Annotated in this window: 12 protein-coding genes; 10 read left to right on the top strand and 2 right to left on the bottom strand. The window is 63.5% G+C overall.

Annotated features, from left to right (window positions below):
* The first annotated feature begins 140 nt into the window (after positions 1–140).
* From BOO69_RS14315 to BOO69_RS23090, 10 genes are all read left to right on the top strand, one after another.
* Positions 141–2861: a winged helix-turn-helix domain-containing protein gene (locus tag BOO69_RS14315; RefSeq protein WP_071972787.1), complete on the top strand. Its 2721-nt coding sequence runs from the start codon at positions 141–143 to the stop codon at positions 2859–2861.
* A gap of 120 nt (positions 2862–2981) precedes the next feature.
* On the top strand, positions 2982–4064 hold the full coding sequence (locus tag BOO69_RS14310) for a class II histone deacetylase (RefSeq protein WP_237267478.1): 1083 nt from the start codon (positions 2982–2984) through the stop codon (positions 4062–4064).
* The gene (locus BOO69_RS14305) at positions 4061–4909 is read left to right on the top strand and encodes a branched-chain amino acid ABC transporter permease (protein ID WP_156874941.1); all 849 of its coding nucleotides are present in this window, start codon (positions 4061–4063) and stop codon (positions 4907–4909) included. Before BOO69_RS14310 ends, BOO69_RS14305 begins: the two co-directional genes overlap by 4 nt.
* Positions 4906–5916, top strand: a complete 1011-nt coding sequence (locus tag BOO69_RS14300; protein WP_071972785.1) for a branched-chain amino acid ABC transporter permease — start codon at positions 4906–4908, stop codon at positions 5914–5916. Before BOO69_RS14305 ends, BOO69_RS14300 begins: the two co-directional genes overlap by 4 nt.
* Positions 5913–6629: an ATP-binding cassette domain-containing protein gene (locus BOO69_RS14295; RefSeq protein ID WP_071972784.1), complete on the top strand. Its 717-nt coding sequence runs from the start codon at positions 5913–5915 to the stop codon at positions 6627–6629. The genes BOO69_RS14300 and BOO69_RS14295 overlap by 4 nt, the downstream gene beginning before the upstream one ends.
* The gene (locus BOO69_RS14290; protein ID WP_071972783.1) at positions 6626–7327 is read left to right on the top strand and encodes an ABC transporter ATP-binding protein; all 702 of its coding nucleotides are present in this window, start codon (positions 6626–6628) and stop codon (positions 7325–7327) included. Before BOO69_RS14295 ends, BOO69_RS14290 begins: the two co-directional genes overlap by 4 nt.
* Positions 7328–7350: 23 nt before the next feature.
* Positions 7351–8523 (top strand): substrate-binding protein, encoded by a 1173-nt coding sequence (locus BOO69_RS14285; protein ID WP_071973834.1) that lies wholly within the window; start codon positions 7351–7353, stop codon positions 8521–8523.
* 204 nt (positions 8524–8727) lie between these two features.
* Positions 8728–10413: an amidase gene (locus tag BOO69_RS14280; RefSeq protein WP_071972782.1), complete on the top strand. Its 1686-nt coding sequence runs from the start codon at positions 8728–8730 to the stop codon at positions 10411–10413.
* Positions 10414–10473: 60 nt separating this feature from the next.
* Positions 10474–11067 carry a putative glycolipid-binding domain-containing protein gene (locus tag BOO69_RS14275; RefSeq protein WP_071972781.1) on the top strand — a complete coding sequence of 198 codons (594 nt, stop codon included), beginning with the start codon at positions 10474–10476 and terminating at the stop codon, positions 11065–11067.
* Between the two features lie 213 nt (positions 11068–11280).
* Positions 11281–11955, top strand: coding sequence for a hypothetical protein (locus tag BOO69_RS23090; RefSeq protein WP_156874940.1), 675 nt, complete (start codon positions 11281–11283; stop codon positions 11953–11955).
* A 374-nt stretch (positions 11956–12329) separates the two neighbouring features.
* Here BOO69_RS23090 and BOO69_RS14265 read toward each other — a convergent pair whose 3' ends face one another.
* Together BOO69_RS14265 and BOO69_RS14260 are read right to left on the bottom strand one after the other, a co-directional pair.
* Positions 12330–13178 carry an ImmA/IrrE family metallo-endopeptidase gene (locus tag BOO69_RS14265; protein ID WP_156874939.1) on the bottom strand — a complete coding sequence of 283 codons (849 nt, stop codon included), beginning with the start codon at positions 13176–13178 and terminating at the stop codon, positions 12330–12332.
* Positions 13179–13197: 19 nt separating this feature from the next.
* Positions 13198–13527, bottom strand: a complete 330-nt coding sequence (locus BOO69_RS14260; RefSeq protein WP_071972778.1) for a helix-turn-helix domain-containing protein — start codon at positions 13525–13527, stop codon at positions 13198–13200.
* Positions 13528–13599 lie beyond the last annotated feature (72 nt).

Here is a 13599-nt window from a genome sequence, read left to right as displayed (position 1 = left end):
GAGGCACGTGCTAACACGGGCAGAGTTGTTTGCTTGCTGTCGCGTTGTCCCTATGTTGGTGGCATTCCGCATATCCGCGTGAATGCGCCCCCTCAACCTGGCCTGCCGATGGATCCTGCCACCGTGATCAAGAAGCCGAAATGACCGTAGCACCTGGCGACACGCTGTCTGCCGGGGCGCCCCGAGGGGCGGGAACCGGGTTCATCGCGCGGGACGCGCTGATTTCGCGGGTCGAAGGCGCTTGGCCCGTGAAACTGCTGATCGTTCAGGCACCTGCGGGGTATGGCAAGTCTCACGTGGCGCGGCAGTGGTGGCACCGTCTGGGCGCGGCGCAAGTCCCGCGCGGTTGGATCGGCCTTGACGAGAGCGACGCGTCGCCCGAGCAGTTCGTGGAAAAGCTGCTGAAATCGCTGACGGGGCTCGCGCCCGACACGGCGCCGCGCCTGCTGGCGCTGCTGGGGTCCGCCGTCGCCTTCCCCGAGCGGGAATTGCTGGAGGGGTTGGCGCGCGCAATCGGCCCGGAGCAGGAGCGACTGGTCCTTTTCCTTGATGACTATCACCTGATCCACGGCACACCCGCGTCCACCTTTGTCGCGCGGCTGATGAAGGGTATGCCGCTGCGGTTGAACCTTGTGCTGACCACCCGGAAGAAGCCGGATTTCCCGCTGGCGCGGCTGCGCCTTTCGGGCGACGTGCTGGAGCTGGGCCAGTCGGACCTGTGCTTCACGGCCGAGGAGGCTTCGGCGTTCTTCGAAGAGAACTGCCAGGCGGTGCTTCCCGAACATACCATCGCAGAGATCCACCATCGGACCGAGGGCTGGCCCGCGGGAATGCGAATGGCGGCGATCAGCCTGTCGAACATGACCGGAACCGCCGCGACCCGGTCCGTCTTCGACCAGGCTGATACGCAGGACCAGATCTCGGAATACCTGTTCGACGAGGTGCTGAGAAATCTGCCGGAAGACCTCGCCCGCTTCATGTTCGAGACGGCAATCCTGACCCGTTTCTCGGTCGAGACCTGCGAAGGCATTTTGGGCTGGACCGACGCCGCCGATCGCCTGCGAGAACTGGCGGAGCGCAATCTGTTCCTGATCCGGCTCGACGGGCCGGAGGGGCGCTACCGCTATCACCACCTGTTTCAGGAGCTGCTTCTGGCGCGGGTCAGCGAGGCGCAGCGGCGCGATGTCTCGGCCCGTGCGAGCCAGTGGTTCGAGGACGAGGACCGGATCGTCGAGGCGGTGCGCCATGCCCTGCTGGCAGAGCTGGAAGAACGGGCGGTCGAACTGGTGGAAAAACACGCCGTGAACCGGCTGTTGCAGGGCTACGTGCTGGAAACCCGGCGGCTGCTGGACATGATCCCGGCGGATCTTCAGCGGGACAGGCCGGGAATCGTGCTGTGCCACCTGTGGCTGCTGATGCAGGGCGCGAGCCCCGAGGATGCCGCCACCCGGCTGGAAGAGGCGCGGCTGGCGATGGAGCGGCTGCGCGAGGCGGATCACGACGCGGGGATCGCGCCGAGCGAGATCAGCGTCATGGAAGTCGGCATGCTGAGCGCCATGGAAAATTTCCCCGCCGCAAAGGAGAAGGCCAGGGGATTGCTGGAAAGGCTGCCTCCGGACCGCCCCTATCTGTCGGGGACACTGGCAAATATCCTCGGGCACGTCGATCTGGCGCTCGGCGAGCTTTCCAGCGCCCGGCGCTACTTTGAACACGCCCGCGCCGTCCATTCCGCGGCGCGCCACTACTTCGGCGTCTTCATGGCGGATCTTCTGCTGGGACTGACGGAAAAGAACGCCGGCAACCTGCGCCTGTCCGAACAGATCCTGCGCCAGTCCATCCGCGAGAGCCAGACGCGGCTGGGGCCGGGATCCTATCCCGAGGCGCTGGCAAGCGTCGCGCTGGCGGAAATCCTTTACGAGTACAACGACCTGCGCGCCGCAGAGCAACTGTTCCATCAGCATCATCAGGTGGCGCGGTCCTGGGCGCTGGTGGTGCAGCAGATTTCCATGGACCTGCTCGAGATCAGGCTGCTGGCGGCGGCCGGACATCGGGACGAGGCTGTTCGCAAGCTGGACCTTGCCAGCCTGCAACCCAAGATGAAGTTCGAGCGCTACCTCGACCGGCTGATCGCGGAGCGGCTCCGCCTGACCGCCGACCGGGCGGATGTCAGCCCTCCGCCCGGTCGCCCGCGGACCGCCAGTGCCGGAGAGGACGGTCCGGATTTCGTGCGTGAATTCGCTGCGATCGCCGCCATCCGGCGCATGATCTCGGAGGGCGAATCCCTTGGTGCAATCAGGGCGACAGAGAAACTGCTGGAACAGAACCACGCGGCGCAGCGCAAGCGCCGCGAGATCGAGGTGCTGGTGCTGCGGGCGCTGGCCTTTCACAACCTGCGACAGATGCAGGATGCCGCCGCCGCGCTGACCGAGGCGCTTCGCCTTTCCGAAGGCGAAAGGTTCGTCCGAACGTTCCTCGACGAGGGGCCGCAGATCACCGACGTTCTCCGGCATCTCTCGCGGGATCAGTCCCTGACCATCGACCCGGGGATACGCAACTACATCAACCAGTTGCTGGCCGCCGCACGGGCAGGGGGCGCCACGCCCGCCCGGCCGGCCGCGCAGGCCGGACAGGCGGCGCTGCTGGAGGAGCTGACCCACCGCGAGCAGGCGGTGCTGGCGCAGCTCGCTCTGGGCAACACCAACGAGGAGATCGGCGGCAATCTGGGTATGAAGCTGCCGACGGTGAAGTGGCACCTAGGCAATATCTATTCCAAGCTTTCGGTGAAGAACCGGGCCCAGGCCATCCTGAGCGCGCAGCATCTTGGGCTGACCCCGGCCCATACCAAAGTCGGGGACGGCTGAAATCACTCCCCCGACCTGCGACGGGTCCGCAACCGATCCGGATCACCTAAGCATGATGCAAGGCGATTCGAAGGATGCGGAGGAATTATGGCGACCGGATTTCTGTTTCACGAAAGATACATGTGGCATGACCCTGGCAGCGCCATACTGGTCGTGCCCTGCGAGGGCGTGCACCAGCCCATGCCGAGCGCGGAAACCGCCGAAGGCAAGCGGCGCATCCGCAACCTTGTCGAGGCGAGCGGGCTGAGCGATCATCTGGTGCCGCTGAAGCCGCGCCTGATCGCGGAGGCGGACTTGCTGCGGTTTCACACGCAGGACTACCTCGATTACCTCAAGCAGATCGACAAGACCGGCGGTGTAGCCGGAGAGTCGGTGCAGTTTTCGGCGGGCGGTTACGAGATCGCGCGGCTGTCCACCGGCGGCGTGCTCAGCGCGATGGAGGCGGTTCTGTCCGGCAATGTCGAAAATGCCTATGCCCTCGTGCGTCCCCCCGGCCACCATGCGGAGCGGGACCGGGCGCGGGGTTTCTGCCTGCTGGCCAATATCTCGGTCGCGATCATGGCCGCGCAGGCGACGCTGGGCGTGGGCCGCGTGGCAGTTGTGGACTGGGACGTGCATCACGGCAACGGGACCGAACAGGCGTTCTATGACAGCGCGGACGTTCTGACGATCTCGATCCATCAGGACGGGAACTACCCGGCGGAAACCGGGGGCCATGACGCGCGCGGTACAGGCGCGGGGGAGGGCTACAACCTGAACATCCCGCTGCCCGCCGGATCGGGGATCGGGGCCTACAAGGCGGCCTTCGAGCGGGCGGTCCTGCCGGCGCTCGACGCCTTCGCGCCCGATCTGATCGTGATCGCCGCCGGTTTCGACGCCAACGGGTTCGACCCGTTGGCGCGCCAGCTGCTGGATAGCGAGACCTACCGCTGGATGACGGCGCGGCTGATGGAACGGGCGGCCGACCTGTGCATGGGCCGCCTGCTGGCGGTGCACGAGGGTGGCTACAGCGAGGCCTACGTGCCCTACTGCGCGATGGCCATGCTGGAGGAGATGTCCGGTCATCGCACGGAACTCAAGGATCCGTTGCAGGAGGTCGTGGCCGCATGGCCGGGGCAGGACCTGCAGCCCCACCAGCAGGAGGCCATCGAGCGCGCCATCGCGGGCCATCCGGCATTGCGTGAAAGGCAGGCCGCGCAGTGAGTGACCTGATCGTCATCCTGCTGAACGCGGCGACCCTGACCAGCATCCTTATGCTGGTCGGGCTTGGGTTGGCAATCATCTTCGGTCTGATGCGCGTGCTGAACCTGGCGCATGGCGAATTCGTCGCCATCGGCGCCTTTGCCATGGTGGTGGCCCATGACGCGGGCCTCGGTTTCGTGGGGGGGCTGATGCTGGCGATGGCGGTGGGTGCCCTTGGCGGGCTGCTGCTGGAATGGGGGATCGTGCGGCATCTCTATGACCGGCCGATCCAGGCGATCCTTGCGACCTGGGGGGTCAGTCTGGCGTTCCAGCAACTTCTGCAACTGGCCTTCGGGACCGGGGCCCGCACCGTACCCGCACCGATCAAGGGCGCGGTTGAGATCATGGGCACGGCCTATCCGGCCTACCGACTGTTGTTGATCACGCTGGCGTTGCTGATCTTCGTCGCCCTCGCCATCGCGATGCGGAAAACCTCGCTGGGGCTGGACCTGCGGGCGGTGATACAGAACCGGGAGATGGCGGAATCGGTCGGGATCAACACGGCGCGCACGTTCTCGATCTCCTTTGCGATCGGAAGTGCGGTCGCCGCCGTCGCGGGCGCGCTCGTGGCGCCGCTGGTGTCGATCCTGCCGCAGATCGGCGTGAACTATCTGGCCAATTCGTTCTTCGTGGTGATCGTGGGCGGGGTCGGCTCCATGGGCGGGGTGCTGGCGGGCAGCGCCTTCATCGGCGGGCTGGACAGCCTGATCGCCTATCAATTGTCGCCAAGCCTGTCGCGGGCCATCGTGCTGTTGCTGGCGATCATTCTGGTGCGGTTCCGGCCGCAGGGTCTGGTGAAGCCATGAGCGCGCGCAGGACCGGATGGGGCGGCCTCGGAGAGCTGTTCCGCAAGGACAGAAGCCACACGGTGATTTTCCTCGTGCTGGCGGCGGCACTGCTGGTGGCCTCCCCCTACCTCGACTACTACAACACGACGGCGCTGCGGGACGCGGCCATTTTCGGCCTGTTCGCGTTGTCGCTGGACTATTTCTGGGGAAAGACGGGCCAGCTCAGTTTCGGACACGCGGTGTTCTTCGGCGTGGGCGCCTATGCCTACGCGCTGGTCGCGCCGGAGCTGGGCGGCACCGCGGGATCGCTGGCCGGGCTCGGCGCGGCCGTGGCCCTGCCGGTGGTGGTGGCCGGTGTCATCGGCTACTTCCTGTTGTTCGCCGGAATCCGGGGCGATTTCTTTACCATCGTGACGCTGGCCCTTGGGGTGATCGCGCAGCAACTTGCGATTTCATGGGTCGCGGTCACCGGGGGCGATGCGGGCCTTGTCGGGGTGCCGCCGCTGACGCTCGGAGGCTTCGTCTTCTATTCGCCCACCAGCTCTCTCTACCTCGCGCTGGGCACGCTTGTCCTGCTCTACTTCGTGGTCGCGACCCTGAGTGCAGGGCACACGGGCAAGGTTCTGACCGCGATCCAGTGCAACGAGACGCGGGCACGGTCTCTTGGCTACGACACGTCGGCGGAACTGCTGAAGGCGCTGATGTTGTCGGCGGGCATCGCGGGGTTTGCCGGGGCGCTCTACGCCGCCACGTCCGGCATCGTGGTTCCCGACCTTGTGGGTCTTTTGCTGTCGACCGAAGTGATCATGTGGGTCGTCGTCGGCGGGCGGGGCACGCTGGTGGGGCCGGTGGTCGGCACCTTCCTGGTGATGCGCTTCCAGCAGGAAATTTCGTCTGTCAGCGCCGCCTTGTGGCCGCTCATCGTCGGGGTCGGCTTTGTCATCCTTGTCTTCACCGCGCCGAACGGGCTGTTGCCATGGCTGGGCCGGATGGGGCGCAGGCTGACGGGAAGGAGGACGTCATGAGCGATGCCGCCCTCGAAACCCGCAACCTCGCGAAGAGTTTCGGCGGCGTCCGCGCCACGCGCGACGTGTCGTTCTCGGTCGGAGCCAAGGAACTGGTCGCGATCATCGGGCCGAACGGTGCGGGCAAGTCCACGTTGCTGAACCTGATCACCGGCGTGATCCAGCCCGACAGTGGGCAGGTCCTGACCGCCGGAAAGGACATCACGGGCTGGAAGCCGCATCACATCGTGCGCGCGGGAATCGGGCGCAAGTTTCAGGTGCCCAGCACCTTCGAGGATCTGAGCGTGCGGGAGAACATCGAAGTCTCGGTGAACGGTCCCGGCGCCGCGCGGGGCGGCGGCATGAGCGTCGACACCATTCTCGAGCGTGTGAGCCTCACGGCAAAGGCCGACACGCTGGCCTGCAACCTGTCACACGGGCACCGCCAATGGCTGGAGATCGGCATGGTGCTGGCGATCCGGCCGCGCGTGCTGCTGCTGGATGAGCCGACGGCGGGCATGACACCGGAAGAGACCGCCCGGACGGCCGAGATCGCCCGCGAGGTCGCGCAGGTCTGCAGCGTCGTGGCGATCGAACACGACATGAGTTTCGTGCGTGCGCTCGATTGCCGGACGGTCGTGCTGCACCAGGGCGCGCTGTTGCGGGATTCGGATTTCCAGACGATCTCCGAGGACGAGGAGGTGCGCGACATCTACCTGGGGAGGCACGCATGATCCTGTCTGCACAAGACCTGACCGGTGGATACGGTACCATCAATGTACTGAGCGACCTGTCCTTCGAACTGGGCGAAGAGGAGGTTCTGACCGTCATCGGCCGCAACGGGGTGGGCAAGACCACGCTGATGCGCGTGCTGACCGGCCACCTGCCGAAGACCGGCGGGACCATCCGCTTCCTCGACGGGGACACGGCGGGGATGAAGCCCTACGCGCTTGCCCGCGCCGGGATCGGCTACGTGCCCCAGGGACGGCAGATTTTCGCGAAGCTGACGGTCGAGGAAAACCTGCTGACCGGCATGCGCGCGGCGGGTGGCCACGACCCTGACGCCATGGAGGATGTGCTGGAGATGTTCCCGCGGCTGCGCGAGCGTCTGGGCCAGATGGGCGGGACGCTGTCGGGAGGGGAGCAGCAGCAACTCGCGCTCGCCCGCGCGTTGTGCGGCAAGCCGAAGGTGCTGCTGCTGGACGAGCCGTCGGAAGGCATTCAGCCCAACATCGTCGATCTTATCGGCGACCTCATCACCCGGATCGTGAAGGAGCGGCGGTTGTCGGTCCTGCTGGTCGAGCAGAATCTCAATCTGATCCGCACCACCGCCCATCGCTGCCTTGTCATGGACAAGGGAAAGATCGTGGCCGAAGGCCCGCCCACGCTCTTGGACGACGAGGAATTCGTCGCCCGTCACCTGGCCATCTGAAAATGAACCAACAGGGGAAAACCATGAGTATCTCGAGAAGACAAATGCTGAAATCCACCGGGGCGGCGGGTGTGCTTGCCCTGGGGGCGCCGTCGATCCTGCGTGCCGCCGACGTGATCAACGTGGGCGTCACGGCGCCGCTCACCGGGCTGTCCGCGATCCTGGGCGAAACGCTGGCCAACTGCTACAAGCTGGCCGCGGCCCAGCTGAATGCCGACAACGGCATCGGCGGACGAGAAGTGAACCTGATCATCGAAGACAACCAGACCAGCACCAAGGGCGCCGTGGACAAGGCGCGCAAGCTGCTTTTCTCGGACAACGTGGACGTCATGATGGGCGGCATCCTGAGCCTCGAGCGAACGGCGACGCTTTCCGTCACCGGCCCGGCCAAGAAGCTCTACATTTATCCCACCTATTACGAGGGCGGGGAATGCGACCCCTTCATGATTGCGACAGGGGGCGTGCCGAACCAGCAGATCGACAACTACGTGCCATGGCTGGTCGAGAATGTCGGCAAGACCTGCTATATCCAGGGATCGGATTATGCCTGGGCGCAGGTGTCGTCGAAGATCATCCAGGAAGCCTTTGAAAAGCACGGCGGCGAGGTCGTGGGCGTGGACCTGTTCCCCTTCGGCACGCAGGACTACGGCCCGTCGATGCAGAAGGTGCGCGAGGTCGATCCCGACATGGTCTGGACGATGGTCGTGGGCAACGACGCGATCACGGCGGTCAAGCAGTACCGCAGCTTCGACATGAAGCCCGCCTACGTGACCCAGGCCTTCGACGAAGTCTTCACCACCAGCGCGCTGCCGGACGGCGAGGCGGAAGGCATGCTGTCGGCGCAGTCCTACTTCACCACCATCGACAGCCCCGAAAACAACGCCTTCGTCGCCGCCTACCGCGACATGTTCGGTGAGAACGCGCTCGTCAATTCCATTTCCGAAGCGGCCTACACGGGGTTCATGCTCTACGCGGCGGCGGTGGAGCAGACGGGCGGCACGTCGGATCCGGAGCTGGTCGAGGCGATAACGAGCATGACGTTGGAGGCCCCCCAGGGCACGGTGTCGGTGTCACCCGAGACCAACATCATGTCCACCAACTCGATCATCGGTCGGGTCCGGGCAGACGGGCTGTTCGACATCGTGGAAAACTTCGGACGGATCAAGGCCAACGATCCGAACTGTTCGCTGAGCTAGGCGAGGGAAAGCTGCGGGCGCTCGGCACCTTTGCCCGGTGCCCGCGGCAATCATGGCAGGCGGCCGGATCGACAGCGGCCGCTTGCGGTGCGACCCGCCTTCGAACACACTTGAATTGAAGGTGTCGGGCGCGCCGGCATCGCTGCCCCGCTCCGCCGGCCCGCGGAGCGGCGGGCACCTGTAACCTGTAACGAGGAGCGGGACATGAATGTCGTAGAGGCGTCGATCGCGGACCTGCAGGCGGCACTTGCCGCCGGAGAGACCACTGCGGAGCAGTTGGTGTCAGCCTATCTCGACCGCATCGCCCGTTACGATCACGGCGGGATCCGACTGAACGCCGTGCCGTTGCTGAACCCGGAAGCCCTTGCAGAGGCGCGTGCATCGGACGAACGCCGGGCCGCGGGGCAATTGCTTTCGGCGTTCGACGGCATCCCCTATACCGCCAAGAACAGCTACAAGGTGCGCGGCATGACCGTGGCCAGCGGCTCGCCGGCGTTCGCGGATCTCGTCGCCAACGACGACGCCTTCGTCATCTCCCGGCTACGTGCGGCGGGCGCGATCCTGATCGGTCTGACGAACATGCCGCCGATGGCCAACGGCGGGATGCAGCGCGGGCTCTACGGGCGGGCCGAGTCTCCCTACAACGCCGATTTCCTGACGGCGGCCTTTGCCTCGGGGTCGTCGAACGGATCGGGCACCGCGACCGCGGCAAGCTTCGCCGCCTTCGGCCTGGGCGAAGAAACATGGTCGAGCGGGCGGGCACCCGCCGCGAACAACGCGCTCTGCGCCTACACGCCCAGTCGCGGCGTGATTTCGGTTCGCGGCAACTGGCCCCTCGTTCCGACGATGGACGTGGTCGTTCCGCATACCAGAAGCATGGCGGACATGCTGGCGCTTCTCGACCTCCTCGTCGCCGACGATCCCGAGACCGAAGGCGATTTCTGGCGGATGCAGCCGTGGGTTTCGATACCGGCCGCGTCGCAGGTTCGGCCTGAGTCCTATTCGGCCCTGGCCGGGACGGCGACGCTGAAAGGCCGGCGCTTTGCCCTGCCTGCGATGTACATCAACGCCGATCCGGAGGCGGGGACCAACCCCGAGGGCGGCATCGGCGGCTCCACGGGACAGCGGATCGACACCCGGCCCTCGTTCATCCGCCTGATGGAGCGTGCTTGCGCGGCGCTGGAGGCGGAAGGGGCAGAGGTGATCGTGACCGACTTTCCGCTCATCACGAACTACGAAGGCGACCGCCCCGGTGCACCCACCATCCGCAACCGTGGCCTTGTCCCCGACGGGTTCCTCGATCGCGAAGCCTGGAATCTGTCGGTCTGGTCCTGGGATCTGTTCCTGCGTCTGAATGCCGACCCGCGTTTGAACCGCCTCAGCCAGGTCGGTGGCGCATCGATATTTCCGCACCCCGACGGGGCCTTGCCCGACCGCTATTTCGGGTTCGATCACGATATTGCCGACTACCCCGCGTTTGCACGCGCACAGGGGGTCGACGATTTCAGGGATATTCCCGGCCTCGCGGAAGGGCTCGAGGGGCTCGAGGCGACGCGGCGCAGGGATCTCGAGGACTGGCTCGACGATCTCGGCCTGGACGCGGTGATCTTCCCCGCCGTTGCCGACGTCGGGCCCGCAGATGCCGATGTGACACCCGCGTCCGCCGACCTTGCGTGGCGCAACGGCACCTGGGTCGCGAACGGAAATCTGGCCATCCGCCATTGCGGCGTTCCCACGGTCACCGTGCCGATGGGCATCGCGGATGACATCGGGATGCCGGTCGGCCTGACCTTTGCGGGACGGGGCTGGTCCGACAACGCGCTGCTGTCCTGCGCCAGCGCGTTCGAGGCGACCGGTCCCTATCGCGTGCTGCCGCCGCGAACGAGCTGACGCAGGTGAAGTTCGGGACCGGGGCGGGCAAAACGGATGCATTGGTGGTAGGGTGCCTGCATGAGCACAGACCAGACGCAGCTTCCACGTAAAGTCTTGTGGCGCCGGATCGACGCCGAGGGGATGGATGCCTGCACCTACGCGCTTTCCGGCGATGGCTACAGAATTTCAGGCACGGCGCTTTATCTGGAGGGCGATGAGCCGGCGAAGTTCGAGTATCGCGTTTCCTGCAATCCGGATTGGTCGACGCGGTCCGCCCGGGTCAGCGGTTGGGTCGGCGGAACGGAAAGAGATTTCCGCCTGTCGCGGAACCCGGCGGGTACATGGAGCAGCGACTGTTCGGACGTTGAGGGCGCAAGTGGCCTTCTCGACGTCGACCTCGGCTTCACGCCTGCCACGAATACGAACGCGATCAGGCGGCTGGGACTGGCCGTTGGTGAAGAAGCAGAAACCACCGCTGTCTGGCTCGATACGCAGGACTGGCGTTTCAAGCCTCTGAGGCAGGTGTACCGGCGTCTATCGCGAACCGAGTTCGCATATCGCTCGCCGTCCCACGACTATGCGGCAACTCTCGTGACTGACGATTTCGGCATCGTGCGACACTATCCCCAACTCTGGACGGCAGTTTCCGACCCGGACGCCCGGAGCTGCTGACAGCCGGCAAGCCGGCGTATTGTCCCGCCCGCTGGGCCAACATTTACTGTGCGCTACTTGGCCTTTTGAAATCGCCATTCATGATGGAAGGGTATCCACGAGAACTCCCCAAACAGCATCGGCGGATTTCAACGGCAGGCTAATTTGCATCAAGAAAGAATTTGCTAAGCACATGCCTTCAGCAGTTGGATCAATAAATCAGGAAGGTCAGAAATGAGGCAAGGCTACGAACAGATACTCCGCAATGCGGAACAAGAAGTTGAATATGTCGGAGATTCCTTAAAAGAGTTAGTTTCTGTTCAAGAAACAAAGAAGCTGTGGCGTGCTTGGTCCGGCGTACTTGATCACTATGTCAAAGCTGTTTCCGCTCTGCGGAGAGCGACTAACGACGGTCGCTCTAAGGGGTGGTCCGATAAGCTATTGGCAGAGCAGAAAAGCGACCCTTTGCTCCAATTTGCGTTCCAAGCAAGAGCTGACGCGAACCACGTTTTTGAGAGTAAGCGCGATGCTCAGCCTAGGAGAGTTTCCATAGGAGGCGCGTCATTTTTGGGTAATGGCAAGCACGTTATGGTAGGCAATGTCATTGGAAGCAAAGACGGAATGTACCGCTCACTTCCTAGCGGAACCATAGTAGTTAAAGATGGGAGGCACATTGGAGGGACCTTATCGAAGCAGGAAGTTGTCCAATATGAGCACTTCGTTATTTTGACCGCGGTTAAGACACGTAACGAAGTCTATCCTGTTCCGAACCCAAAGACTGACAGGTCAAAGCAGGCGATCGAAATTTCTGAACACATCTACGACTGGCTCCAAAACAAACTACACGAGGCGATCGAGATGGCTGAAGCTGAGAAGCGGCGTGAGGGTGGACGAAAGTTGGAGAAGTAGGTCCTGAAATTTTTCTTTGCTTTTTCTCCAACATTTCCTGCGCGCTACCCCTACGGCAACGCTTTCAAACCACGGGCAGAGCGCTGCGCCCAGGTCGAACGGTCCGGATTGCGGGAGGGAGGTGGCTGTGCTGCCAGTCTCTGGCTATCCGGTCTGGTCATTTCGAGCGATTAACAGGGAATTAACAGGGACCCCCGCTGATTTTTGGCCATATGCTGGTGAATATTTGGTGGATAGCGCTGGATCATCACGCAGTTTCAATGGCTTGCAGGCAATTCCCTGTTCTCTGCAGAACAGGGAATTTTGAAACTGACATCAGGGAAAGGGTAGCGGAGAACAGGGAAGGGAACAGGATAGAACCGGAGCCTCGTGGATCAGCGGAAACCGGGGACTACGAGTTCAGCCACACCATGATCTTTTTCTTCGTCGTCATGGTCCGGAAGATCTGCCCATAGAAGCGTCACCGCGTGCCCATTTTTCCCTACGCGGGTCTGCTCTTTCAGCCCAATGTCGGCCCGGTCAGTCCAGATTGTTGAATGCACATCTCGCATTTCAGTAATTCCTCTTTTGCCGTTGGCGACTGCGCTCGCCGCTGCAGAGGCCTCGGGCAGGAGGGTGCCCTTGCCACAGGTCAAAAAGGGGAAGGCCTGAGTTCTGATTAGGTAGCGGATAGCACCATTGTGAGACCACACGGCCCCTAGAAACACTGGCGCCAAGTCCAAAATCCGCCGGACTGCCGCTTCCAGACTGATGTCGAGAAGGTTGCGCAGTGAGAGCGCAGCGCGCAGATCGGGTTCGCCATTTAGAAAGGGTTTCACCATCGAAACTGGTGCTAGGGCCTCGATCGCGAACTGGTTAGCTTCAGCCTCCTGTCTGAAGTGCCGCTGTCCATCTCGGGTCTCCCGAAGGTCTCTGGGCGTGCATCGAAACCCGTTCGCGTCTGAAAGAACATGCCTCTCCAAGAGGAAATGACCGAGCTCGTGGGCCACGGAGAAACGCGCGCGACGCGTCCCGTATCTCGTGTTGGCAAGTATGGTTGCCGTTCTTCTTGCCGGGGTTGTCAGCAGCATTCCTTCAAAACCATCGAACTCGTCCAGTCGAACTTCGGAGACGTCGAGGGCGCGGGCGATGTCGAGAATTGGGACAGGGCCATCGAGGCGTCCAAGCATGTCGTGCAGGACCTTGCCAAGGCGACGTGGTGCATGGATGTCCGAGAGTTTCATCCGGTCGAGAGCGACAGTGTCAAACGTCACTTGTACTCTTGTTCCTCATAGCCTCGATCATCTGCTCCACGATGCCACGGTCGCGCTCAGAGAGTTCCTCAAGGCCGCGGTGGATGCGATCGACCGCCATGTCCTTCTTGTCCGGCTCGGAGGCGTCGCCATTGAGGACATCGACACTCACCCCAAAATGCGCTGCCAGCTTGCGCACAAGGTCGAAGGAGGGATTCTTGCTGCGTCCCTTCTCCAATTCCCAGACGTGTGCTTTCGACACGCCCACCTTGTCTGCCACCTGTTGCAGGGACTCGCCGGTTTTCGACCGTAGGCTGAACAGCCGTTCTCCGATGTCCATGGATAGCCTCTTTGTTTTCCTCGTCTGACGCAACCATACGCGTGGATTTGACATTTGGCCAGACGGTAGATA

Origin of the sequence: Sulfitobacter alexandrii (assembly GCF_001886735.1) — a bacterium.
Taxonomy (GTDB): Bacteria; Pseudomonadota; Alphaproteobacteria; order Rhodobacterales; family Rhodobacteraceae; genus Sulfitobacter; species Sulfitobacter alexandrii.
This window is presented reverse-complemented; position numbering and strand designations above follow the sequence as displayed.

Coding starts and splice junctions, on each gene's coding strand:
- BOO69_RS14310 (WP_237267478.1), top strand. CDS start 2,982: ATGTGGCATGACCCTGGCAGCGCCATACTGGTCGTGCCCTGCGAGGGC.
- BOO69_RS14290 (WP_071972783.1), top strand. CDS start 6,626: ATGATCCTGTCTGCACAAGACCTGACCGGTGGATACGGTACCATCAAT.
- BOO69_RS14265 (WP_156874939.1), bottom strand. CDS start 13,178: ATGAAACTCTCGGACATCCATGCACCACGTCGCCTTGGCAAGGTCCTG.
- BOO69_RS23090 (WP_156874940.1), top strand. CDS start 11,281: ATGAGGCAAGGCTACGAACAGATACTCCGCAATGCGGAACAAGAAGTT.
- BOO69_RS14300 (WP_071972785.1), top strand. CDS start 4,906: ATGAGCGCGCGCAGGACCGGATGGGGCGGCCTCGGAGAGCTGTTCCGC.
- BOO69_RS14275 (WP_071972781.1), top strand. CDS start 10,474: ATGAGCACAGACCAGACGCAGCTTCCACGTAAAGTCTTGTGGCGCCGG.
- BOO69_RS14295 (WP_071972784.1), top strand. CDS start 5,913: ATGAGCGATGCCGCCCTCGAAACCCGCAACCTCGCGAAGAGTTTCGGC.
- BOO69_RS14315 (WP_071972787.1), top strand. CDS start 141: ATGACCGTAGCACCTGGCGACACGCTGTCTGCCGGGGCGCCCCGAGGG.
- BOO69_RS14260 (WP_071972778.1), bottom strand. CDS start 13,527: ATGGACATCGGAGAACGGCTGTTCAGCCTACGGTCGAAAACCGGCGAG.
- BOO69_RS14285 (WP_071973834.1), top strand. CDS start 7,351: ATGAGTATCTCGAGAAGACAAATGCTGAAATCCACCGGGGCGGCGGGT.
- BOO69_RS14280 (WP_071972782.1), top strand. CDS start 8,728: ATGAATGTCGTAGAGGCGTCGATCGCGGACCTGCAGGCGGCACTTGCC.